We start from the raw sequence: 24451 nt of genomic DNA, 5'->3' as shown, positions 1-24451 counted from the left end.
CGCGAATCGCTGATGAGGAGCGACCGCATGTCCGACGCTACCAGCCCCATCGACGCTGCCCCCACCTACGTCTTCCGCCACCCGGCGTTGACCACCGCGGCCACCCTGACCGCCTTGGTCGCCACGATCTTCGCCCTGCTGGACTTCTTCGCCCACGGGCTCTGGCCGACGGTGGAGCACACCGCCGTCGGCCTTGTCACCTTCACCGCCGTCCGCATCGTGGTCGGCCTGGCCCTGACGATGCCCTCGCTCGCCAAGTCCGGCACCGAGGCCACGAAGACGGCCCACGCCGGGACCTGGGGCAGCGCACCGGCCGCGTAGCAGCAGCCAGCAGCCCTGCACCGAACCCCCCGGCGGCCCGGGCCACCGGACCACCCCCCTGCCGCGCCGACTGCCGGCGAAGGCATCACCCCTGGAGACCCGCTGATGCAGTTTCAGTTCAGCTCCGTCGTCCTGGCCAGCTTCCTCATCGCTGCGGCGCTGGGCCTCCTCCCCGTCTACGTGTTGGTTCGCCGCACCGGCAACGGGGCGGACGTCTACGAGCCGGACGACGATCGTCTGAGCCCCGCAGAGGAGGCCGACCTGGAGTGGGAGGAGCCCAACCTCTCCGTCTACCGAGACAACGAGCCGGAGCCGTACGCGGGCAGCGTCGCCTCAGACCACCTTCCCGACGAGCTGTGGGAACCGCGCCTGGCCGAGGCGCGCCGTCGGCTCGCCGTGGCACAGCAACTCGCCAGCGCCCGACTGAACCACCTGACCCAACACCACACCGACCCCGGCACCCACCGGACCCGGAAGGAGAAGGCCGCGTGACCATCACGCACGAGACCGCCAGCGAACCGCTCATCGCGCCGACCCACCCCCGCGTCCCGGCCCAGCCGCCGGACGAGGCGGTGCTCGGCTTCGCCGATGTCGCCGAGCCCGAGGCCGACGGTCGAGAGCAGGAGAAGAAGGAGGACGCGAAGTCGGCGTTGGCCTTCAGCAAGGGCGAGTGGCTGCTCGCCGGCATCGGGGTGTTGCTCGCCACCGGTGTCTCGGTGATTGGGTTGGCGAGTTCCTACCGGGCCCTGGAGGACAAGGCCCGGCGATCGGTCGCGGAGGGCGGCTGGGCCTGGCAGGACCCGTGGATGCTGCCCGTCGGCCTGGACCTGTCGATCCTGGCATTCAGCGTGATCAACCTGCTGCTCATCCGGGTGGACGCCCGGCTGGGTTGGGTGAAGTGGGTGCCGCGCCTGGGCGCGGCTGCCACTGTCTACCTCAACTGGGTGTCCGCGACCTCGGTGCCCAACCAACTGGCACACGCGGCACTCGTGTGCCTGTGGGTGATCTTCTCCGAGGTCGCCGCTCACATTTACGCCGCTCACATCGGTGCGGTCCAGGGGCGCGAGCGCATGGACGGCATCAGGCTCTCGCGCTGGTTCTTCAACCCGATGGAGACCGCGATCGTCGGCCGGCTGATGGTGCTGTGGGAGATCACCTCGTACGCCGAGGCCCTGGAGCTGCAGAAGAAGCGCAAGGTCTATCGGGAGTGGCTCAAGCAGAAGTACGGCAGGTGGGCCTGGCGCTGGAAGGCGTCTCGGTCCGAGTTGCTGCCTGAGACGCTGGCCCCCTACGGCGTCGGGGTTGAGGAGGCGTTGGGCCTGCCGGCCGAGCGGGAGGCTTCGGAGCGGCTTCGGCGAGCCGAAGCCGAGATTCGGCAGGCCGATGACCTCGTTTCGGCAGAGCTTCGGGAGGCCGAAGCCGAGGTTCGGCGGGTCGAAATGCGTACCAAGACCAAGGTCGCCAAGCTCAAGGCCGAGACCGAGGAGCTGAACGCCCAAGCTGCGCTGGACACCGCCCGGGCGAAGGCCGAACTGGCTGCTTCGGAGGTGGTTCGGCAAGGCGAAGCCGACCTTCGGCAGCTCGAAGCTGAGTCCGCTGCGGCGGCCAAGAAGGTGACCGCCGATGCTGCTGCGGAGGCCCAGCGGACGGCCGCGCTGGCCGAGTCCGAGGTGGCCGAGCAGCGCCGCCTGGAGGAGAAGAAGCAGCTCAGGCACGAGCGCGAGCAGCGGATGGCGCGCTGGGACCTGGAGGAGGAAGGCCGGGTTCGCGCTGCCGAAATCCAGGCGAAGGAGGAGGCAGCGAGGGCCCTGTCGACAGCTGAGATCGCTGAGGCTCAGCAGCGGACGGACCGGGCTCTGGCCGACTCCGAGAAGGCGAAGGCGGAGGCGGCCGAAGCGGAACTTCGGGTTGCCGAAGCTGCTGGAAAGACTGCAGAAGTCGCCCGAAAGACTGCCGAAGACCTGGCCGCCGCGAAGGTCGCCGAGGCGGACGGCGAGCGCGTGGCGCAGGAGAAGCGACTTCGGGCCGCCGAAATCGCCGAGCTGGCAGCGGCTACTGAACTTCGGGCCGCCGAAGCCCGGCGGGCTGCTGCCGAAGCCGAGGCCGAAGCGAGGCTCACGCCGGCTGAGCGGGCGGCACGCAAGGTCGCGGACTGGATCGAGGTGCGTGGCCTGGAGAACGTGAAGCTCACCCACATCACCGACGAGTTCGGTGTCGTGGGGTCCACGGCCAGTGCCTACCGCAAGCGTGCCGAAGCGATCGTTGCCGAGCGGGCCGCTGACCGATCCGGAGCCACCCCCGAGCCCGCCCTGGTCGGCTGAACCAGGGTCGGAAGAGCCCCCAGCAGTGCCAGCCCGAGGGTGTCCGGCCGCCAGATCCGGCGGCCGGACACCCTCCCCTCGCGCCCCTTCCCGGAGCCGTTCCCGAGCGCTCTGAAGGGGTCCCCAGCCCCGAATCTGGGCCGCCCGCCGGCCCGCCTCGCCCCTGAAATCCACCAACCCGGGTCGCTACTCAACGTAGCGGCGAGGCGAGGCGAGGCGAGGTGAGGCGACGCCAGAACCCCACCAGGCCCCGGAGGACCGGCTCTGACCGGCCCTGGGGTGGGGATTCCGCACGGTGTCGCCTCGCCCCGCCCCGCCTCGCCGCTACATAACGTGATGGGAGAACCGCCGTGGCCGACACCGCGACCCTGGCACCCGTAGCCCCCGACAGCGCCCTCCAGGACCCCGACGACGGCTCTGTCTACGTCGTGGACAACACCCCTCAGCCGGCCGCCGAGACCACCGACAACACCCGTCCGTCCCGCCGCCGTCGGGTGCGAGCCGTGCCGGCGCTGATCCACTCCAGCAACGCCGCCGGGGCGGTCATAGGAGCCGCCTACACGTTCGCCGGACCCGTCGGCGCGGCCACCGTTGGTGCGGCTGGCGCCGTGGCGGGCGCCGCAGCGCTCTACCGCCGCCGTCCCAAGGGTGGTGCCCGCCGTGGTCGGCTGCGGGGCGCCGGAGGAGCCAACCAGGCCGCCGGCACCAACCGCTCCGGCGGCGGAAGCCAGTCCGGTCCCGGGCCCGGCCGCAGGGGCGGCGGCACCTCCGGCCCTACGGGCGGTGCCCAGCGGCAGTGCACCAACGCCGCCAGCGGATCCAACCGCACCGCAAGCACCGGCACCAGCACCGGGTCCGGGTCCGGTGCCGGACCCGGGCGCGGCGGCGCCGGGAACTCCCCGGGCCCTGGCCGCTCGGGCGGCGGCAACACCCAGTCGGGCGCCAGCCCGTCCGGCGGCGGCCGCTCGGGGGGCCAGGACAGCGCCTCCGGTCGCGGCCGCGACCGCAGCAAGGGCGGGGCCTCCGGCAACGACTCCTCCCGCAACGGGGGCGGCGACAGCAGGCTCAAGCGCACCGCGCAGCGGCTGAAGGACAAGCTGTCCGGCGGGAACAACAGCACCCGCGGCTCCGGCACCGGGGGAGGAGGCACCGGCAACGACGGCTCCAGCACGCCGGGCAGCGCCAGCACCTCCAGCAAGGGCAGCACCAACGCCACCAAGGGCTCGGGCAAGACCGGCGCCGGCACCGTCCAGCCCAAGCGGAGCGGCCGCGCCAGCCAGGCCGTCAAGGCCGCCCTCGCCAAACTGCGCCGCAAGAACGGCGGCTCGGGCACGGGGACGTCCGGTTCGACCACGCCGACCACCCGGCGCGGCCGCGCCTGGCAGGCCGTCAAGTCCGCGGTCGGCAAGCTGCGGCGCAAGCGGCCCGGAACCGCGAACCCGGCCGCCGCCGGCACGGCTACGGCGGCCGGGCGTTGGTACCGCCTTCGCCGCACCGCGGTCCGGAAGGTGCTGCACGTGCTGCGCTGCACCGGCGCCGGACTCCTGGCCGGCCTGGGCGCGCTGGCGACGCTGCCGCTGGGCGTGCTGTGGGGCCTGGCCAGCCTCATCACCCGCCCCGACGACCCGATGTACCCCTGGCTGCTCCCGATCCGGGTCGCCGGGCGGATCTGGCGCGCGCTCTACCGCCGCTCCAAGCGCCGCCACGACCTGGACGCCAAGGCCGACGGCCTCAACCTGACCGTCAACGACCCACTGAAGGACGACCCGATGAGCGACCTCGCCAACACCAGCATCGTGCTCAACGGCACGAACGCCCGGTTCGCGCTGGCCATGCGCGGAACCTACGACCACTACGCCTCCTACCGGCCGACCAGCATGGCGGTCGTCGCCGCCGAGTACGCCGGCCTTCCCAACGCGCTGCGCGCCACCGCCGAGGCCATCCGCTTCCTGGCCTCCAACGCGGACTCGCGCTACCCGTGCAGCAAGCGGGCCATCGAGAAGCTCGTCGAGGCCTACGGCACGCTGATGAACGCCGGCCAGCGGGCGGACGAGATGGTGGTGCTGTTCCGCAACGTGCACCGCTTCGACCTGGAGCGGCTGCGCAACCCGCGCAACGGCGAGTGGATGTGGAACGTCACGCCGATCGGTTCCGACGTGCCGGGGGAGGCCATGTTCGCCCCGGGCCGGATCGAGACCGCCGCCGTGACGACCGCGGTCCTCTACAAGACCTACGAGCCGGAGCACATGCTCCAGGTCGGTCAGGAGTTCGCCGGCATCGGCGTGGGCCTGGAGGCGCTCGCCGCGGCCATGAAGGCCCTGTACGAGCGCACCCGCGATGAGTACCCGGTGGACGACCGCGTCACCAACGAGATCGCGGGTCTCGTCCAGATGGTCCTGCTGGCCGCGGACCACGCCCGCCTGGCCGCCAAGCTCTTCGCCGAGGACCACGCGCGGGAGATCAGGAACAACCTGCAGCCGCGCAAGGGCCTGGCCGGCGAGTCCATGTGGAACACCCAGCGCTGACAGCGGCTCACCCACCTCCCGGGGCGCACCTGGTGAGGCTTCGCCGACGAAAGTCCGGCGCCCACCCCGGGCCGGGGCACCCCACCAGGGCGCCCCGGCCCCGCCCTTCAACCCCACCTGCCCCTTCCGCACCCCGGAGAACGCGATGCCCTACGACCTGGACTGGTCCGCCCCCAACGAGCACCACCACCTGCTCGGATACGCCGCCGAGACCGCCGTCACCGCGGCGCTCCTCACCCCGATGCTCGACGTGCCCTGGCAGGCCGGCGCGCTCGCCCTGGGCGGCGCGGCCGTGGCCGGCATCGCCTACGACCTGCGCAAGCGCCACACCCGCGGCACCGTCATCACCCGCGCCGTCTCGTGGCTGACCGCAGCGGCCTGGACGTCCTGGGCGCTGGGCAACGCCCCGCTCGACGCGACCGGCTGGGCCTCGGGCATCGGGCTGGCCGCGATCGGCGCGGGCCTGAACGTGTCCGTGGTGCGCAGCGAGCCCACCCGCCAGGAGCGCCGGCGCCTGGTCGCGCTGCGCCGCGAGTCCGTCGGCGTCCTGGACGACTGGGTGGACCGCATCAAGCGCGTCGCCCGGATCGAGGGCTGTACCTCGGTGGACATCCAGTGGTGGGACGGCAAGGTCGGCTACACCGTCGAGATCGAGCTGCCCCGCGGCGGCACCACCATCGACGACATCGTCAACTTCGGTCCGAAGTTCGCCGGGGACCTGCGGCTGCCGGACGGCTGCGGTGTCGAGATCCGCCCCGGCGCCCACCGCGGGGTCATCCTGATCGACGTCACGCTCACGGACGTGATCACCGAGACGATCCCGTACCCGGAGGAGTTCTCCGAGCTGACCCTCACCAAGCCGTTCCCGTTCGGGCCCTACCGCAACGGGGCCGAGGCGATGGGCACGCTCCTGGACGACTGCGGGATCATGGTCGGCGAGACCGACGCCGGCAAGACCAACCTGCTGCGCGTCGTCACCGCCCAGCTCGCCCGGATGCCGGACGCGCTGATCCTCGCGATCGACATCACCGGAGGCGGCGTCGCCCTGCCCTGGATCACCCCGTGGGCCACCGAGGGCATCGCGGACGCGCCGATCATCGACTGGATCGCCCACACCGAGGACGAGGCCCGCCTGATGGTCCGCTGGGCCATCGAGGTGATCGCGGCCCGCAAGGCCGGCTACCAGCAGCTGATGCGCCAGCACAAGACCGACAAGCTGCCCATCAGCCACGACATCCCCGGCATCGTCATCCTGGTCGATGAGACCGCCTCCCTGCCCCACGACATCAAGGAGGGCCTGGACCGCGTCGCCAACGAAGGCCGAGCGATGCGCGTGCGCAACCTGGCCTGCGCCCTGCGCGCGACCCTGGACACGATCACGTCGGCGATGAAGCTGCAGTCCAAGTGGCGCGTGGGCATGACCGTCAGCGATCCGGAGGAGCTGGCCTACCTGTTCCCCGGCTACGTCAAGATCGACCCCAAGGACGCGCCGGTGGCCGGCTCAGGCTGGAACATGCACACCCGCCTGGGCCCCAAGCGGCCCACCGCGTTCAAGGCCTGGCGGCTCGTCGATACCCTCATCGACCGGGTCTGCACGGTCTGCGCCGCCCGCCGGCCCACGGCCGACCCGATCGCGCTCAGCGTGCCGACCGCCAAGGCCTACCTCAGCCGGTGGGCGCGCACCCTCCCGGCGCTCTACAAGGGCCAGACGCTCACCCCCGCCGCGGCGAAGGTGGTGTCCACCACGGACGACCACCGCACCGCCGCCCAGTGGCTCGCGGCTCTCCAGGAGAACCCCGACCAGCCGGTCACCACCTCGACCGCGCCGAAGGCGCCCACCGGTGCCGGCGGCGCGGCCGAGATGTTCGCCCGTCTCGAAGCCGAGTTCGCCGCTGACGGGGACGGGAGCAGCGACCCGGGCACGCCGGTCGATCTGACCAAGCCGACCGACGCGAGCCCTGACCTGTCGGACGCCCCGGTGGTCACTCTGCCCCGGCCCACCCGTGCGCTCGACCCCCGCGAGGTGGCCTGGAGCATCCTGGAGGCCGCCGGCGACCAGGGCTGCACCCCGAAGGAGCTGTACACCGCGCTCGCCCAAGCCCTGGAGGAGCGGGGCGCCGACGTGCCGGCAGAACGGACCGTGCGCGGCTGGCTGCCGACGTGGGCCAAGGAGGGCAAGGTCACCGCGGACACCAGCGGCCAGTACACCCGGTACACCGTCAAGTCCGAGCCCATCCCCACAGTCTCCGGCCTGCCGGACGGCCTGGACCTCGACCTCGTGCTCCAGGGCGCCGAGCTGATCATCTCCACCCAATTCGGATCGACGTCGATGCTCCAGCGAAAGCTCCGCATCGGCTTCGCCGCGGCCGACCAGCTGCTCAGCGTCCTTCAGCAGCACGGCATCGTCGGGCCGTCCGACGGCTCCAAGGCCCGTGAAGTGCGGGTTTCCGCAGACCAGTTGGAAGCCGCCAAGATGGCGTTGACGTTGGCGCTCAGCGACGGCACCGCCGTGGCCACCGCCCCTTCGGATGCAGAGGAGTAGAGGTGCTGGAAACCCCGGAGGACGAGATCCGCCGCCTGGAAGGCGAGCGGCACAACCACTCCGCGACTTTCGCCAACACCAGCCCGGAGGACACGGTCACCCGGGCGCACCTGCAGCGCGAGATGGACTGGCGGACCAATCGGATCATCGAGCTGCAGAGCCTGCGCGGCCACGGCTTCTTCGCCCGCTGGACCCTGCGGCTGCTTGCCGCCGGGGCCGCCTGGGGCGCCATCGAGGTCCCCTACCTCTGGGCGAAGATCGCCCTGGGAGTGCTCGCGCTCTTCCTCGCCTTCTACAGCCTCGCCTGAACCACGCCCCGCCGGCACCCACCATGGGTGCCGAAGACCCGCCCGAGCCACCCGGCACGGGCGGGTCTCGCGCTTCCCAGACCAGTTGAGGACACCCCCGTGCACACCGTCACCGACCTCGCCCACGCCCAGCCCACCCAGGAGAGCACCAGCAGCACCACGGCGGCGACCAGCGCCGAGATCGACTACATGCGCCGCATCCACGAGATCTTCGCCCAGACCGCGGTCCCGCCGGTGCCCGCTCGCGTACTCGACCAGCCGGTCGAGCGCCAGGCGATCGTCTTCGTCCCCGGCCCCGGCAACGCCTTCATCGGCGTGCCCAGGAGCGAGCTCCCGCCCGAGTACCTGCACCCTGCCCCGACCCCGACCCTCCAGCCGGCCCCGGCCCCGGCGCCACTGATCGACCGCCGTGCCCAGTTCATCGCCGCCACCGGCATCGCCTTCGCGGGCATCGGCTGGGGCCTCAGCCAGGCATTCGATGGCCTCGGGCACCTTCTGTCCTCCGCCGCAGGCCTCTCCACCGGTGCACTGCTCGGTATCAGCGCCATGGTCGTGGCCGCTCGCCTGCCCCTGTCCCAGCTCCTGCGGGGCATCACCGGCAGGCGCGCCGACGGCGACACCTACATCACCAACAACAGCTCCGTCACCAACAACAACCACCCCAAGTGGTTCGGACGGACCGACACCTCCACCACCACGAACACCACCACCAACGCCAACCGGAGCTGAGTGACCGCCACACCTTGATGGCCCCCACCTGCGGAAAACCGCCACCTTGATGACCAGCGATACGCAATCGCAACCGAACAGCCCCGCCCTCATCAAGGAGTTCATCAAGGAACAGCCAGTTCACTGCGACGACACCGCAGACCCCCACAGCCGCCGAATCACGGCACCGAACCGAACGGGCCCGCCACCAGGGTGAGCCCGCCGCACCAACCACGACCCGAGGAACCCGCTATGACGACCAACACCCGTCCCACCCCTCTTCAGCGCGCGCTGCTCAGCGCCCTCAACCACGTGCTCGAACCCGCCGCCGCCGTCACCGCCGGGGCCGCCGCCGGCGTCGCGGTCTACCGCACGCTCGCCACCCGCCCGATCGAGATCCGCGTCGCCAGCGCCCTCGCGGCCGCCGGCCTCGCCTGCTCGACCACCGCCCAGCTCGGCGCCGCCGGCCGGACCGCGCTGCTTCGCCGCTCCGAACCCGACACCTACCTGCCCGCCGGCCCGGAGGCCGAGCTGACCCCCTCGCTCCAGCGGATCGCCGCGGACACCGAGTTGCACGCCGCCGAGCAGGCCGCGCTCGCCGCCCAGCGCCTCGACCGCGGCCACGGCACCCTCACCTACGCCGAGAACTGGGTCGGGACGACCGACGGTCCCGCCACCTGCGACCTGGAGCCCGGCGTCCAACTGCGCTACACCCCTTCCGGCGCCTCCACCGGCATCACCGCGCACCGCGGGATGCCCGAGTACTTCGAGCTGCTGATCGACGGCACCCCCCGCACGACGATCACCTCGATCACCCAGCTCCACGACCACTTGCGCCGCCACGCCGACGGCCGCCCCCTGGAGGACGCCGACCCCTGGTCCACCGGGGCCCAGTAGCCGACCAGCCTCTCCCACCACCCGGCGCCACCGACCAGCCGCCCACCCGCACCACCCCCGGGGCGCAGCAGACCAACTGCTGCGCCCCTCCTACTTCCCGAAAGGCAGCCCCTGTTGACCAGCAACCAGCTCTCCAGCTTCACCCGCCCCGACCCGAGCAACCTGCTCGACACCAAGACCGGCGTCCTCACGATCGGGACCACCGCCGCGGGGACCCCCCTCGGCCCGCGCCTGTACGACCACCACGGCGCGGTGTCCACCGTCATCACCACCACCGCCGGCGCCGGACTCAGCATCCTGCTCGACCACCTCTGGGCGGCCGAGCACGCCAGCGGGATCGTCACCTCGATCGCGATCGACCCGGCCGGCACCGACGTCAACAGCCGCTACCTGCACCGGGCCGCCACCGACCCCTCCTACGCGGTCGCGCTGCTGCAGGCGATCACCACGACGGCCCGCGACCGCCTCCACGACCTGGCGACCTGGCAGGGCTACGAGCCCTCGCCCACCCGGCCGCTGACCACCATCACCCTGCTCCATTGGCAGGACCTCGGCCAGCACGACGAGGTCCTGCGCCTGGTCGCCGAGCTCGCCCGCATCGCTGGTCCGGTGGGCATCGGTCTGCGCTTCGTCATCGACCGCGACGAGAGCCGTCCGGACATCGCCTGTCTGCCCCATCTCCAGGCCAACCGCTGCACGATCGACCTGATCGGCAGCACCGGCCCAGACGACGCGCAGAGCCACGTCCCGCCCGGCACCGCCCGCCTCACCAAGAGCAGCGGCGAGACGCACGTGCTGCGCACCTGGGCCCCCGCGACCACGGCGCCGCCCCGTCCGGACGACGCTGACACCACCGAGGTGCTGCTGGAGTACGTCAGCGACGAGGGCGGCTTCTACTCCGCCCGTCGGCAGTTCACCCGCGAGGACCTGGCCGCGCTGCTCCTCGCCTTCGACAAGGGTGATGAGGACTAATGGCCCGCCCCGAGCTTGAGCCGATCAACTCGATCCGGCCCGACCCGCACACGTTCTTCGACCGGACCGCCGGCACGATCGCCATCGGCGACCGCGGGAACGGCACCGCGGCCCAGCTGGAGCTTTACGGCCCCGAAGGCGCGCTACCCTGCCGGATCACCGGCGCCCCCGGCACCGGCGTCGAGCTCCTGCTCAACCACCTGTGGGCGACGGAGGCCGCCATAGCAGTCGTCCGACCGCTTGCGGTAGACCTCACCGGCGCACACCACGAGAACCCCCACCTCCGGTGGGTCGCCTGCACGGAGGACGAGGCGCCCACCCTCCTCTCGGACATCTTCTGCGCCGCCCACACCCGGATCGAGCGCGGCAGCACCGGCGCCACCCTGGGCTACCTACCCACCAGCGATCAGCCGCTCATCAGCCTGACCCTCATCCGGCTGTCCCACCTCGGCGACCACCTCCTCGACCGGGTGAAGGCGCTCTCGCAGCTCGCGCGCCGCGGCGGCGTGAGCCTGCGGGCCACCGACCACCCCGGCGACCTACCGCCCACCACGGTCAACAGCTACTTCGAGACGGGCTCCCGGATCGAGCTCGGCGACGGACCGCACGGTGCTCGCCGCTGCACCGGCCGAGTCCGCGGCCCCTTCAGCGGGCCCGTCCAGTTCCGCACCTGGCAGCCGACTGCCTGACCCCACGGCCGGACAGGATCCCCAGGCCGCAACCACGGCCGGGACAGACCACCGAGTCCAACCCGTGCCCGAGCGCCGACGCTGCGCACCAGTGCACGCCCCGCACCCGGCACCCAGCCGGGACCGCAGGACGCCCTGGTGCGCCGCGTGACCGCCCGGTCAACACCGCACACCTACCGAGAGAGTTGAGATGAGCGAAGCCATCGAGACCATCCGCTACACCGCTGACGTGGTCGCCACCACACGAGACGGCCGAGTCCTGCTGATCGAGCGGCGCTGGGGACCCTTCGAGGGCGCCTGCTTCGCCCGGCGGCCACGTGGACCCCGGCGAGACGAGCCGGCAGGCTGCCGCCCGGGAGCTGGAGGAGGAGACCGGCGTCCGCGTGGACGTCGCGGACCTGGTCCAGCTCGGCGCCTGGGACGAGCCCGGCCGAGACTCGCGCGGCCGGTACGTCACCGTCGCCTACCTCGCCGTGGTCCCGGACGACACCCCGACCGCCGCCGGGGACGACGCCCGCACCGCCCGCTGGTGGAAGTGGAACGAGCTCCCGGAGCAGCTGGCGTTCGACCACGCGGCCATCCTCGCCACGGCCCTGCGCGGAGAGCCGGTCCACCCCGGTCCCACCGGCACCGCGGCCTGACCCGGGCGCCGACGCTGCCCGCCATCGCGCCCCCTCTCCCGGCCAGCCAGGCCGGACGGCGGAGCGCGATGGCGGCGGGCGTGGCCGCCCGGCCAACCCCACCATGAGAAGGAGCACCTGATGGACCGACTGGACAAGAACCTGGACGAGGCACTGGCGACCGTGGCCGCCGAGATTAGTGGAGTACGAGCGGGTTCCCGCTAGCCGTTCGAGAGCACCATCACGGCATCTCAGCAGGTAGGAACGGGTTATCGGGGCGTCGCTCGATCGTGTGAGATTCCGCCGGTAACTCGCAGAATCTGCGAGTCGGTCCCGTAATTTGCTGGCTTGTGGCAGATTCCGAAAGCCGCGTGCTGACGCTCGTTCGGCCCGATCCGGATCCGGCCGCCCCGGTGGACCCGGCGGCGGTCTCGGTCGAGTCCGGCCTGGCGGACGTCGTCACGCTGCAGCGGCGGCGCCAGGCCCGGATCTCGGCGCAGGATGAGGAGAGCTTCTTCCTCGACACCTTGTCCGAGTACCAGTGGGCACGGGACGCGGCGGGCCTGGAGCCGAAGACGCTGGACGGGTTGATCAAGCCGGTGATCGAGATCTGCGAGTACTACGGCACGGTGCCGTGGCAGCTCTCGTCCCGCGAGGTGGACCGGTACTTCGCTGGGGTGGGTAAGCGGGCGACCTCGACCCTGCGGGGCAAGATCGGCAAGATCGACGCCTACTTCGCGTTCCTCGAACAGCGCTACGCCGGCGAGATCATGCGCCGCTTCGGGTACGCGGTCGAGTCGCCGATCGACCCGTTCAACCGGCCCCGGCACCGCGGCGACTTCGGCCTGCGAATCCCGCCGTCGCAGACGGCGATGCGGGACTTCTTCGGCCGATGGCGCGAGGACCTGCCGAATGCCCGCAAGCACCTGGTGGCTTGCCGCGACTATGTGATGACGAAGATCGCCTACCTGTCCGGAGTGCGGGCCACCGAGTTGTGCGGGGTGACCATGGGAGACCTGCACTGGGAGTCGGGCCAGTGGGGCCGCTTCGTTGTGCTCGGCAAGGGCTCGGGCGGATCGGGGCCCCGGCCCCGCGAGGCGTACATGTTCCAGGAGGGTAGGGCCCTGCTGTGGTGGTACATCGAGGAGGTCCGCGGCGAGTTCGGCGACGACGCCGAGCACCCGAAGGCACCGCTGTGGCCCTCCGAGCGCAAGCCTGCCGCGGTGGCGGCGCTGAATCTGCCGATCGCGCCGGCGGTCGGGCCTTCGGCGTTCCGCAAGGCCCTGCACACCGCGGCCGGCGCCTACCTGACCGGGCCGGTCAGCGACCTGTTCCCGCACCTGCTTCGCCACGCCTGCGCGACCCACAACTATGAGCGCGGGATGACGTTGTGGGAGGTGCAGAAGGTCCTCGGACATGCCTGGGCGACCACGACACTCCGCTATATGTCGACTGCGCACGCTGACCCGGAGCACGCGAACCTGGCCGCCAGCGGCCGGGCGGCCCAACGACTGGTGATGGACAAGGGGAACCTGCGGTGAAGTGGAATCTGCGGATGGTCGCCGCCCAGCGGGACCTGTGGCGCCCCACCGAGGTGCTGGCCGCCTTCCAGCAGGTGGGGTTTAACCCGTCGCTGAGCAAGGTCGCCGCACTGTGGTCCGGCAAGCCGGTCACGGTTCGCCTCGACGACCTGGACCTGATGTGCGCGGCGCTCGACTGCACGGTCGGCGACTTGATGCAGGCCGAGCCGGTCGCCGCCGCGAAGCCGGCCGGGGACGTCGGCCAGGCGGCCGTCGGCGCCAAACGCGACCCGGCGGGGCCGGTGCGGCCCGTACCGCGCTCGCGCCCGACCGGCGGTCCGCGTTCGCTGCCGCCGAGCTGAGGGCTGGTCATGGCGAGGGGAAACGGCAGCGCCCGCAGCTGCTCAGTGTGCTTGAAGTGGTCGGTGCTGCACGGACGCAGGATCTGCCCCGGCTGCGAGCGCTGGAAGTACGACCACCCGCAACGCGGGGTGTGCCCGCGGTGCCGACACGAGGCGCACCTGGGGCGCGACGGCTTCTGCAAGCCCTGCCTGCAGGCCATCCGCGCCGAGGACGACGCCGAGTGGGCCCTTCGCGTCCCCGGCGTTCGGCCGCGCGCGCTGCAGCTCACCGTCGGCAGCTACCGCCACTACGCCATCCGGGCCCGCCCGATCGTGGAGAGCCAGAGCAGCGAGCGCTGGGTCAGCGCCGCGTGGAAGACCAAGCTGAACAGGCAGCATGCGGTCGAACAAGACCACTCGGCCCTGTTGGAGCCTCAGATGTGGGGCCAGCTGCCCCTGTTCACCATGGCGCGCACCCTCACCCGGGACACGGGCCGCGCCTTGGCCACTCGGCCACTGTCCGGCTGGGATCGGGCCGAGGCGGTGCTGCTGGAGCTGACGGCCCGGTGGGGCATGGGCAGGGACTGGCGCAGCCAGGTCACCGAGATGGTCCGGATCGCCCTGGCCCTGCGGGAGGCCGACGGCGTGGAGCTGACGTGCGAGCAGCTGCTGCGGTCGTTGCCCAGGCTCGGCGATGTGGTCTGCGAGGTCCTTCTGGGCGCCGGCCTGGTGGTCAGCGGATCCGCTCTGGAGCTGCGGCTCGCGTCGCGCTCGTGCGGTGACTGCGGCGCCTGGATGGCCGAGGGTACGAGTGCGGGGTTCCTCTGCGACCCGTGCCGCGAGTGGCGCAGGTGCCGGCACTACCAGCCGGGACAGTGCGCGCGCTGCGGCCGGGACGGGCTGGCGCTGGGCGCCGGCCACTGCCGTGCCTGCCACCCCTACCGGACCGACGGGCAGACCATGCTCGTCGGCCAGCAGTTGGCGATCGACCTGCCCGCCCGCCCGGACGGACCAAACCACGCGCCGCCGACCGGCGCACCCGTGCCGGACCCTGCGGACACGCCCGCCTCGACGCTCGGTCCGGGCCAGGAGGAACTGTTCACGATGCGCCGCGACTGGTCACCGGTGCTGGCCCGGCTGAGCGGTCTCGCCCTGGCGGACGTGCCGCTGTCCGAGGCGGCCACCGCGCTGGTGGAGGACTTCGCCGAGCTGCGCCGCGACCTGACGGAGACGGGCCTGCGCAAGAACGTGCGCACCCTCACGTTCCTGGTCTACTGGCTCGGAGTCGCCAACGCCGTCCACGAGCGCGACATCTACGACCTGGCCCAGTTGGACGGTCACCTCGCGGCCAAGCCCGTCTGCCAGTTCCTGCGCACCCGCGGCCTGCTCATCGACGATCCCGCGCTGCACCGCGACCGCGATCTGGTCTGGCTCGAGAGGGTGCTGGCCACGCTGCCGCCCGACGTCGCCGACGAGGTGCGGGCGTGGGCGGATGTGCTGCGCACCCAGGGCCCCCGGCAGGACGAGCCACGCAGTTGGGAGAGCATCCGCAGCTACCTGACCCACCTGCGGCCGGTGCTGACCGCCTGGACCCAGGCCGGGATGACCAGCCTTCGGGAAGCCACTGCGGACCATCTTCAGGACGCGCTGGACGCGCTGGACGGGGCCGCCCGGCGCCAGCTCGCGATCACACTGCGCAGCCTGTTCCGGGTGCTCAAGCGCGAGAAGCTGGTCTTCCGCGACCTGGCTCGCGGCCTTCCGGTGGGAGACCTGACGGGCATTCCGCGACCGGTCCCCTCTGATGTGCTGGCCGGTCTGCTCGACCGGGCCACCACCGCGTTCGCGCGGCTCGCCATCGCCCTGGCCGCCGTTCACGCCGTCCCAGCCTCGGAGATCCGCACCGCTCTGGCCGCCGACCTGAACCTCGCCCGCGGCACTCTCGTCCTGCGCCGCGGCATGCGGCGGCACACCCTCTACCTGGAGGAGTTCACCCACCGCCTGGCCGCCGACTGGCTCACCTACCGCCACCGGCGCTGGCCCACCAGCGTCAACCCCCACCTGCTGGTCACCCAGAAGACGGCCCTGGACCCGGACCACCCGGCCGTAGGGCGGATCACCATGCAGCTGAACCTGGTCCTGCCCAAGGGGCAGACCCTCGACAAGCTCCGCCAGGACCGCATCCTCGACGAGGCGTTCGCCACCGGAGACCCGCTCAAGCTCATGCGGCTCTTCGGTATCACCGAAGACACCGCCATGCGCTACGTCACCACCGCCTACCCGGAGCGCACCGCGAAGCTGCCCAGGTAGAGCTGTTGCCTTCCGCCGCCCGGGGGGGCAACGCCGGGTTCTCCAGGGCTTCGGCGTTCTTGCGTATGTCCGTTTTGAGAACTTGTGAGGCCCAGAAGGGCAAGGGCAGGCTGCGGGGCGGCGCCCTTGTCGTTCGCCCCGACTGTTCCGGGCCAGGGTGAGCCGCACGTTTCCCCTGGACGACCCGCAACCCGATCAGTGCTCGCTCACACGATCGTCTCGTGTTGAATCTGCCCTACTGGTGTCCGACTGGCAGAAGGTGGTTTCGATGCAGGCGCTGCTCGTGATGGATGTTCAGCAGGGAGTGGTCGCACGGGTTCCCGAGCGGGCTGAGGGGATCCTCGCCCGACTGGCCGAGGCGGTCGCCGCGGCCCGGGCTGCGCAAGTTCCCGTGATCCACGTGGTGGTCCGGTTCCGGGACGGTCATCCGGAGATAAGCCCCGCCAACAAGGCGTTCGAGCCACTGATCGGCACGGACGCACTGACCGAATCGAGCCCGCTGTCGCGAATCCACCCGGCGGTGGAGCCGCTGCCGAACGAACCGGTCGTCGCCAAGCGCTTCTTCGGTGCGTTCTCCGGGACCGATCTGGATGCGTTGCTGCGCGCCCGCGGCATCAACACGCTCGTGCTGGCCGGCCTGGGGACCAGTGGCGTCGTGTTCGGCACCATGCGGGAGGCAACCGAGCGCCAGTACCAGCAGATCGTTCTTTCTGACGGCTGCGACGACCTGGACCCCGAGGTCAGCCGCTTCCTGCTGGAGAGGGTCTTCCCTCGGGAAGCCGACGTACTGACGATCGACGAATGGGCGAAGACCCTCCGGTAGCGTCCGGGTGACTTCCGAAGGACAGGGTGCGGGGACGGGCGGCTTCCACTCGGAACGGACGCGTCGGCAGGCACGGTTTCCAAGATCATGGAGTTCTCTACGCCCCATGACCTGCCTGGAAGACCGTGCCTACCGACGCATCATCCCCGATCCCGCCCGCCCTTGACCAGCTTCGCGAGCAGCCCGACGTCGGCCCCAGCGAGGTGCCCGGTCTGCTGGAGCTGGCCCAGGTGCCGGACCCGCTCGATCCGCGCGGGGTTCGGCATGCGCTTGCGGTCGTGCTCGCGCTGACCGCGTGTGCGGTGCTGGCCGGGGCGACCTCGCTGCTGGCGGTCGGTGAGTGGATCGCGGACGCGCCGCCTCACGTGCTGGAGCGACTCGGCGTGCGCCCTGATCCAGTGCTGCCCAGGCGGCTGGTCCCCTCTGAGGCGACGGTCCGCCGGCTGCTCGCGCGCATCGACGGCGACGCTCTGGACCGGGAGGTGGGCAGTTGGCTCGCCGACCGTCGGCCCGCGGGCTCAGGGCTGCGCGGGCTGTCAGTGGACGGCAAGAGCCTGCGCGGTGCAGCGAAGGCCCGGGGCCGGAAGATCCACCTGCTCGCCGCGGTGGAGCACACCGCCGGGCTCGTCCTGGCCCAGCTCGACGTGGGAGAGAAGACCGGTGAGACCGGCCGCTTCCAGCCGTTGCTGGACCACGTCGCAGACCTCGCCGGGATGGTCGTCACCAGCGACGCGCTGCACACCCAGCGCGAGCACGCCGGTTACCTCCTCGGTCGCCGGGCTCACTACATCGCGATCGTCAAGGGCAACCAGAAGAAGCTACGCAAGCAGCTGAAGTCCCTTCCCTGGAAGGACATCCCGCTCCAGGGTCGTACCCGGGGCACCGGACACGGCCGCGCTGAGATCCGCCGGATCAAGGTCGCGACCGTGAACAACCTGCTCTTCCCCGGTGCCCGTCAGGCCGTCCAGATCAAGCGCCGCCGCACCAACCGCAAGACCGGCAAGACCGGCATCACGACCATCTACGCGGTGACCAGCCTGACCGCCGAGCAAGCCACCCCCGGCCAGCTCGCACAGCTGATCCGGGACCACTGGAAGATCGAGGCCCTGCACCACGTCCGCGACACCACCTTCGCCGAGGACGCCTCCCAACTGCGCACTGGCAACGCACCCCGCGCGATGGCGACCTGGCGGAACCTCGCTGTCCTGCGTTCCGCGTAATTCAGCGGCCTAGAGTCACGAATCTGGGGTCTGACCTGGGCGGACATGGGTGAGGGCGCCTGAGAGCCGTTTCTCTAGGCGCTGGTGTTCGTGCTGGTCACCGGGGTGCGGGTTCGAGGGCGATGACCTGCTTCGGCGCGGGGATGCCGAGCTTGGCCAGGAGGTCGGTCTGGGGCTTGGTGAGGGTGGTGACCTGTCGGAACAGGCCGGTAGGGCCGGTGAACGTGCCGAGGTGGAGCCGGTCGAGCTCGCGGCGGACGGTCGTCCAGGTCTCGTCGGTGGTGGTCTCGATGATGCGGATCAGCAGCAGGGCGAGCCAGCAGAGGACGACGTGAGCGCGTGTGCGTTCTTGGAGCCGGTGATAGACGGGCCGCAGGTCGATGATCTGCTTCATGTCCCGCCAGCCCCGCTCGACTTCAAGGAGTTGCTTGTAGCCGAGGGCGACGTCCTCGGCCGACAGCTGTGAGTCGGAGCATCGCAGCAGGTATTTGCCGTCGAGGTTCTCCTCGGTCTTGATCTTCGCGGTGTCGATGCGGAGCTTGCCGGCCGGGGTGGTGCGGAGGTAGCGGTTGAGGCCGGGCTTGTCGGCGATCTTGCCGCGGAGCTCGCCGCGCTTGAAGTCGCTGAGCTTGTCGGTGCCTTCGATCAGGGTCGTGAGCTGGGAGACGAGCTGTTCGCGTATGTGCTGGTCACGGGTGGCGGCTTCGGGGTTGTGGCAGATCACGAACCGTTCGGTGTCGGAGATCCGCACCTCCTTGACCCGCATGTTCCCGGCGATCTCGCTGTAGCGGCCCTGGCGGGACAAGGCGGCCTTCACCTCCGGGCTGCCGGAGCGGAGTTTCTCGCCGACGATGTAGGCGTGGTCGCCCCGGCGGAGGTAACGGCGGTTGCGTTCGCTGGAGAATCCCCGGTCGGTGACCCACACGATCTTGCTCAGGGTCCAGTCCCGCATGTCGTCCTTGACCTGCCGGATCAGCTTCTGGTCACCGGTGTTGCCGGGCCAGGACCAGACGCGGACCGGGATCCCGTCCCTCGTGACGGCCATCCCGATCACGATCTGCGGCAGGTCGTCACGGGAGTCCTTCGACCTGCCGAAGGTGCGGAACCCGGCCTGATCGGAGGGCTCGCCGTCCTCTTCGGCGGGTGGGTGGTCGTGCGTCAGGAGGCGGCCCCTGTCGTCGCGGGCGGCGGGTTCGTCGGCCTCCTCCAGCTCGAAGTAGGTGCTGGTGGTGTCGAAGAACAGCAGGTCGACTTCGAGGTCGAGGAGGTTCGCGACCTCGTCGAACACCCGCTTCTCCAGGTCGTCGGTCACCTCGTGGAGCCAGTCCATCGCCCGGTAGCAGGCGTCGTCGTCGGTGGCCGGCAGGCCCTCGATGTGCACGTCGTGCGTGACCCAGTCCGCGGCGGCCAGCTTCGACGACGGCGCCAGGGCCCGGTTCGCGACCAGGGAGAACAGCACCCGCTCGGTCACCGACATGTCCCGGCGCCGGCCCCGTTTGGGCTGCCCGACCTGCCCGACGATCCTGTCGATCCTCAGCCGCCGCCAGAGATGATCGAGGACGTAGGTGCCGCCGAACGGGACCGACGAGACGAACTCCAGGTCACCCGCTGCCGTCGATGCCAGCGCCTCACCCGGTTCCAGCAGCCTCGATAGAGACGCGACCAGGCGCTTCACCGCGTCCCGGTCGAGGTCGTCCTCGCGGCCGAACGTGAACAGGACCTTCGGAACCGCTCGGCCCTTCACCGGGTCCCACTCGTTGTGGGTCAGGTGCAGGTACCGGACCGTGCCGGACTTGTTCTCCCGTTTCGTCGTTTTCACGTACACGACTCCAGGCCCTACGGACTAACTCCAGTTCAGCGCAGGCGAATCCGCAAAATCGCGTCTCTAGGCAAATCTGACCGCGTCGCCAGCCCCCACCCAGCTGACCTGCACCTTCAACCCGGCAGGAACTCCAGAGCCCCCGAATTATGCGGAACGCAGGCGCCGAGGCCGACATGATCATCGAAGCTGCGGACAGCCGGAGTTCAAGTTGAGTACTGTTCGACCATGACACGGACTTCGACGTCGGCGAGGATCGGGCCGACGTCGCAGTCCTCGGACCGTGGACCCGGGCACGGATTTCCGGGCGGGCCGTGGCGGGCCGATGTGCCGGCGGCGCTCGCCACAGCGGCAGTGGTACTGCCGTGGCAGGCTCTGGTCGCGCACCAGGACGGGGTACGTCCGCTGGACGCGGCCGGTTACGGGCTGCTCGTAGTCGGCGTGGTCGCCGTGGCGTTCCGGCGGCACACGCCCCGGACGGTCTGCATTGTCACCGCCCTGAGCCTGATCACCTACCTGGCCCTGCGCTACCCGCAGGGGCCCGTACCGCTCCCGACCGGAGTAGCGCTGTTCACCCTCGCCGAGACCGGCCAGGGCGCCCTGGGCCTTGCCGCGTGGGTCGGAGTCATCGGAGTGCTCTCCGCGATGTCAGCGGCTAAGGGCTATCCAACGTCCCACCCGCTACTGGGCGAGGTCATGTTCTTCGGCGCGTCCCTGATCCTCGGCGGGGCCGCTCGTTCGCTGCGCGCGCGGCTGGCCGAGGTACGCATGTGGGCCCAGGAGGTCGAACGGACCCGGGATGAGGAGGCACGCCGCCGGGTGGACGCAGAACGTCTTCGGATCGCCCGCGACCTGCACGACGTGATCGCCCACAACATCTCGCTGATCAACATCCATGCCCGGGTCGCCTCGCGTCTTCTCGCGGACAACCAGGAACAGGTGGCTGCGGCGCTGGACATCATCAAGGACACCAGCAAGGAGACCTTGCGCGAGCTGCGCACCACCGTGGGCGCTCTGCGCGACGCAGACGAGAAGGCACCGCGCACGCCACCACCGGGCCTCGCCCGCCTCGACGAACTGGTGGAGACGGTCAGCACGGCCGGTCTGAGGGTCGAGGTGGTCCAGGAGGGTGAGACCCGGACGCTCGCCCCGGACGTCGACGTGGCTGCCTACCGGATCCTGCAGGAGGCATTGACCAACGTGCTGAGACATGGCGGCCGCGGGCAGGCCGAGATCCGTCTGGGCTACGGCGACGAGGAGGTCGCGATCCGCGTCGCGAACGTGGTGGCGCCCGTCGGCGCCGACGGGCGCGGGTGGCCGAGTGAGGGCAGCGGCAGCGGACTCATCGGCATGCGGGAGCGCGCGCTGGCTGTCGGCGGGCAATGCACGGCCGGCCCGCAACCGGACGGGCGGTACCAGGTGAGTGCGCGGTTGCCGTTGGCGCCGTCCAGGGAGGGCGAGTGACGAACGAACAGGTCATCCGGGTCGTGCTGGCGGACGACCAGTCGCTGATCCGGGCCGGCTTCCGTGCACTGCTGGAGGCGGAGCCGGACATCCGCATCGTCGGCGAGGCGGAGACCGGCGTCGCCGCAGTGCGCCTGGCCGCCGATCTCGTACCGGACCTGGTGCTGATGGACATCCGGATGCCCGTCATGGACGGCATCGAGGCAACCCGTGTGATCACCGGCAAGGAGGAGTCGCGGAACGTCCGCGTCGTCATCCTGACCACCTTCGACGCGGACGAGTACGTCTACGATGCGCTCCGCGTCGGCGCCAGCGGTTTCCTACTCAAGGACGCGGAGACCGCCGACCTGCTCCACGGGGTGCGCTCCGTGGTCCGCGGCGACGCGCTGCTCTCGCCGGCGGTGACGCGGCGGCTGATCGCCGCTTACGTCCACGAGCACCCGGGCCGGCCGGGTCGCCGCGTCACCGAGCTGGAGATGCTGACCAAGCGGGAGCGGGAGGTGCTGGCGCTGGTCGCAGGTGGCCTGTCCAACGACGAGATTGCCGAACGCCTGGTACTCAGCCCGCTCACCGCCAAGACGCACGTGAGCCGGCTGCTGGCCAAAACCGGATCCCGGGACCGCGCCCAACTCGTGGTTCTGGCGTACGAGTCGGGGCTGGTCCAGCCCGGACGCCCGGTGGCCGGCTGAGTACCTCCCCAGGAGTACGACGGACACCCTGGGATGTACTGCGGCGCCCGCACTGCATCGTGGAGCAGTAGCCGAAGTGACCGCCTCGGATGGACGCGCGAGTCGATCGCACACTGACACGATCCTGTGTCATGGACCCCCTCCTCCTCGCCCGATTGCAGTTCGCGCTGACGACCAGCTTCCACTTCCTGTTCGTCACCCTGACCCTGGGACTGGCCCTGCTGCTCGCCGTCATGGAGACCCGCTATGTGCGGACCGGTGACGAGACGTACGCGCGGATGACCAAGTTCTGGGGGCAGATCTACATCGTCAACTACGCCATGGGCATCGTCACGGGCATCGTGATGGAGTTCCAGTTCGGCCTGAACTGGAACGGCCTGGGCCACACCGCCGGCAACGTCTTCGGGGCACCGCTCGCGATGGAGACGCTGGTCGCCTTCTTCGCCGAGTCGACCTTCCTCGGCATGTGGATCTTCGGCTGGGACCGTTTGCCCAGGAAGGTGCACCTCACGCTGATGTGGCTGGTCACCCTGACCGCCTTCCTGTCCGCCTACTGGATCATGGTCGCCAACGGCTGGCTGCACCACCCGGTCGGATACGTCATGCGCGGCGGCGAGGCGCATGTCACCGACTTCGCGAAGTTGCTCACGAACCCGTTCACGCTCGTCGCCTTCGGCCATATCGCCGCAGGCGCACTGATCACCGCGGGGGTCTTCCTGGCAGGCATCAGCGGCTACCACCTACGCCGGAAGAAGACCGCCGAGGCGGACTTCTTCCGGCGCTCGCTGCGGATCGGAGTGATCACGGCCGGGATCGGCCTGCTTCCCTCGATCGGCCTGGGCGTCGTGCAGTTCATCCTGATCCGCTACGACCAGCCCAGCAAGGACGCAGCCTTCAACAACGACCCCGCCCAGATCGCGCAGACCCAGGCCGAGATGGTGCACACCTACGGCCCCGGCCACTACATCCCGCCTACCGCCGCAGTGGAGAACAGCGGCGACACGATGATGTACATCTGGGTGCTGGTCACCCTGGTGGTGGTGACCTCGCTGTTCATGCTGCGGCGCGGCCGCCTCTTCCGCAGCAGCAGAATCCAGCGGGTACTGACCTGGACGGTGCCCCTGCCCTTCATCGCGAACATCGCTGGCTGGCTCTTCCGCGAGATCGGGCGCCAGCCCTGGGCCGTCTACGGCCTGCTCCGGACCGATCAGGCGTCCTCGCACATCTCGGCGGGATGGGTGACCGCCTCCCTGATCGGCTTCGTGCTCCTCTTCCTGACGCTCGCGACCGTCGACTACACGATCATCGCCCGCTACTCCCGCCGCGGTCCGGACCGCGCCGACCTCGGCGCGACCGAGTCCGACGCGACCCCCGAGCCCGTCATCGCCTTCTGAGGAGCCCATCGTGCAAGACATCTGGTTCGCCGTGTTGGCGCTCCTGCTGGGAGGCTACTTCGTCGGTGAGGGCTACGCCTTCGGAATTGGCATCCTGCTCCCGCTGCTGGGCCGGGACGACCGTGAGCGCAGGACCGCCCTTGCCTCGCTCGGCCCGTTCTTCCTCGGCAACGAGGTCTGGCTGGTGGGCGCGGCGGGTGTGCTCATCGGCGTGTTCCCCCGCTTCGAGGGGCTGGTGCTCAGTCGGCTCTACCCGCTCATAGTCGCCGTTCTGCTCTTCATCGCCATGCGCGACATGGCCCTGCATCTGCGCAGCCGCCGCCAGTCGTTCGCCTGGCGCTCGCGCTGGGACCGGGTGTTCACGGTCGGCAGCACCGGTCTCGCGATCGCCTGGGGCCTCATTGTCGGCAACCTGCTCCAAGGTGTGCCGAGCGGCCGTGGCGACTTGCTAAACTCGTTTGCGCTGCTCTGCGGTGTGACCTTGCCCGCGCTCTTCGCGGCGCACGCGGCTGCCTTTCTCGCGCTGCGCGTCAAGCGGCCCGGGCTCGCCAGGACCGCTGTCGTCAGCGGCCACCGGGTGTGCGTGCTGGCGCTGCCGCTGGCAGCACTTGCGGTCGGCACCGGGATCGCCACTGACAGCGTGCGGTTGGCGGCGCCGCATCCGGCGCTCGAGCTAGTGCTCGGCGTGGTTCTGCTCGTCGCCGCGGGCACGGCCGGCGCGCTGCTCGGCCGTCGGGCGGGGGCGGCCTTCGCCCTCACCTCGGTGGCGGCGCTGCTGCCGGTCCTGCTGGTCGGTGCGGTACTGGCCGGCCAGATGCGCGCCGGCGCGACCGACGCGACCACGCTGCACCTGCTCAACTGGGCCGCGCTGCCTATGGTGCCGATCATCCTGGCCTACCAGGGGTGGTTGTGGACCGCGTTCCGTGCGCCCGTTGACCGACCGGCGTACTGGTGAGCGGGGGGCCGCCTCG

The 24451-nt window shown here is 70.7% G+C and carries 19 protein-coding genes and 2 pseudogenes; 20 read left to right on the top strand and 1 reads right to left on the bottom strand.

From position 1 onward, the window contains the following. Positions 1 to 27: 27 nt before the first annotated feature. The 16 genes and pseudogenes from LN042_RS24150 to LN042_RS24075 all read left to right on the top strand — a co-directional run. Positions 28 to 321: a hypothetical protein gene (locus LN042_RS24150; RefSeq protein ID WP_230053427.1), complete on the top strand. Its 294-nt coding sequence runs from the start codon at positions 28 to 30 to the stop codon at positions 319 to 321. A gap of 105 nt (positions 322 to 426) precedes the next feature. Beyond that, the gene (locus LN042_RS24145) at positions 427 to 813 is read left to right on the top strand and encodes a hypothetical protein (protein ID WP_230053426.1); all 387 of its coding nucleotides are present in this window, start codon (positions 427 to 429) and stop codon (positions 811 to 813) included. After that, a complete protein-coding gene (locus tag LN042_RS24140; protein WP_230053425.1) occupies positions 810 to 2642 on the top strand; it encodes a DUF2637 domain-containing protein in 1833 nt (610 codons plus the stop codon). Before LN042_RS24145 ends, LN042_RS24140 begins: the two co-directional genes overlap by 4 nt. Before the next feature lie 350 nt (positions 2643 to 2992). Continuing rightward, a complete protein-coding gene (locus tag LN042_RS24135) occupies positions 2993 to 5167 on the top strand; it encodes a hypothetical protein (protein ID WP_230053424.1) in 2175 nt (724 codons plus the stop codon). A 145-nt stretch (positions 5168 to 5312) separates the two neighbouring features. Further along, positions 5313 to 7709: a DNA translocase FtsK gene (locus LN042_RS24130; RefSeq protein WP_230053423.1), complete on the top strand. Its 2397-nt coding sequence runs from the start codon at positions 5313 to 5315 to the stop codon at positions 7707 to 7709. Positions 7710 to 7711: 2 nt separating this feature from the next. After that, positions 7712 to 8017, top strand: coding sequence for a hypothetical protein (locus tag LN042_RS24125; protein WP_230053422.1), 306 nt, complete (start codon positions 7712 to 7714; stop codon positions 8015 to 8017). A 99-nt stretch (positions 8018 to 8116) separates the two neighbouring features. Further along, positions 8117 to 8746 carry a hypothetical protein gene (locus tag LN042_RS24120; protein WP_230053421.1) on the top strand — a complete coding sequence of 210 codons (630 nt, stop codon included), beginning with the start codon at positions 8117 to 8119 and terminating at the stop codon, positions 8744 to 8746. A gap of 231 nt (positions 8747 to 8977) precedes the next feature. Then, entirely contained in the window at positions 8978 to 9622 is a 645-nt protein-coding gene (locus tag LN042_RS24115) for a hypothetical protein (protein ID WP_230053420.1), read from the top strand. A 114-nt stretch (positions 9623 to 9736) separates the two neighbouring features. Then, positions 9737 to 10594 carry a hypothetical protein gene (locus LN042_RS24110; RefSeq protein WP_230053419.1) on the top strand — a complete coding sequence of 286 codons (858 nt, stop codon included), beginning with the start codon at positions 9737 to 9739 and terminating at the stop codon, positions 10592 to 10594. Continuing rightward, positions 10594 to 11283 (top strand): hypothetical protein, encoded by a 690-nt coding sequence (locus tag LN042_RS24105; RefSeq protein ID WP_230053418.1) that lies wholly within the window; start codon positions 10594 to 10596, stop codon positions 11281 to 11283. The genes LN042_RS24110 and LN042_RS24105 overlap by 1 nt, the downstream gene beginning before the upstream one ends. Before the next feature lie 190 nt (positions 11284 to 11473). After that, a pseudogene (locus tag LN042_RS24100) lies at positions 11474 to 11924 on the top strand (NUDIX domain-containing protein). 350 nt (positions 11925 to 12274) lie between these two features. Continuing rightward, positions 12275 to 13444, top strand: coding sequence for a tyrosine-type recombinase/integrase (locus tag LN042_RS24095; protein WP_230053417.1), 1170 nt, complete (start codon positions 12275 to 12277; stop codon positions 13442 to 13444). After that, complete coding sequence (locus LN042_RS24090) at positions 13441 to 13785, top strand: helix-turn-helix domain-containing protein (protein WP_230053416.1); 345 nt, start codon at positions 13441 to 13443, stop codon at positions 13783 to 13785. The genes LN042_RS24095 and LN042_RS24090 overlap by 4 nt, the downstream gene beginning before the upstream one ends. 45 nt (positions 13786 to 13830) lie before the next feature. After that, the gene (locus LN042_RS24085; RefSeq protein ID WP_308191857.1) at positions 13831 to 16071 is read left to right on the top strand and encodes a site-specific integrase; all 2241 of its coding nucleotides are present in this window, start codon (positions 13831 to 13833) and stop codon (positions 16069 to 16071) included. 241 nt (positions 16072 to 16312) lie between these two features. Continuing rightward, positions 16313 to 16894: a cysteine hydrolase family protein gene (locus LN042_RS24080; protein WP_230053414.1), complete on the top strand. Its 582-nt coding sequence runs from the start codon at positions 16313 to 16315 to the stop codon at positions 16892 to 16894. A gap of 125 nt (positions 16895 to 17019) precedes the next feature. Further along, positions 17020 to 18039: pseudogene (locus LN042_RS24075) on the top strand (ISAs1 family transposase); the annotation flags it as partial. Positions 18040 to 18211: 172 nt separating this feature from the next. On the opposite strand, the gene LN042_RS24070 reads toward LN042_RS24075, so the two are convergent. Continuing rightward, complete coding sequence (locus LN042_RS24070) at positions 18212 to 19939, bottom strand: IS1634 family transposase (RefSeq protein WP_443667717.1); 1728 nt, start codon at positions 19937 to 19939, stop codon at positions 18212 to 18214. A gap of 222 nt (positions 19940 to 20161) precedes the next feature. Between LN042_RS24070 and LN042_RS24065 the strand changes: the two genes are divergently transcribed. From LN042_RS24065 to LN042_RS24050, 4 genes are all read left to right on the top strand, one after another. Continuing rightward, positions 20162 to 21397 (top strand): sensor histidine kinase, encoded by a 1236-nt coding sequence (locus LN042_RS24065; protein WP_230053411.1) that lies wholly within the window; start codon positions 20162 to 20164, stop codon positions 21395 to 21397. Next, complete coding sequence (locus tag LN042_RS24060) at positions 21394 to 22086, top strand: response regulator (RefSeq protein ID WP_230053410.1); 693 nt, start codon at positions 21394 to 21396, stop codon at positions 22084 to 22086. The genes LN042_RS24065 and LN042_RS24060 overlap by 4 nt, the downstream gene beginning before the upstream one ends. A gap of 131 nt (positions 22087 to 22217) precedes the next feature. Further along, positions 22218 to 23480 carry a cytochrome ubiquinol oxidase subunit I gene (locus LN042_RS24055; RefSeq protein WP_230053409.1) on the top strand — a complete coding sequence of 421 codons (1263 nt, stop codon included), beginning with the start codon at positions 22218 to 22220 and terminating at the stop codon, positions 23478 to 23480. A gap of 10 nt (positions 23481 to 23490) precedes the next feature. Continuing rightward, positions 23491 to 24435 carry a cytochrome d ubiquinol oxidase subunit II gene (locus LN042_RS24050; protein WP_230053408.1) on the top strand — a complete coding sequence of 315 codons (945 nt, stop codon included), beginning with the start codon at positions 23491 to 23493 and terminating at the stop codon, positions 24433 to 24435. The last annotated feature ends 16 nt before the right edge of the window (positions 24436 to 24451 follow it).

This window comes from Kitasatospora humi, from assembly GCF_020907985.1.
Classification (GTDB): domain Bacteria; phylum Actinomycetota; class Actinomycetes; order Streptomycetales; family Streptomycetaceae; genus Kitasatospora; species Kitasatospora humi.
This window is presented reverse-complemented; position numbering and strand designations above follow the sequence as displayed.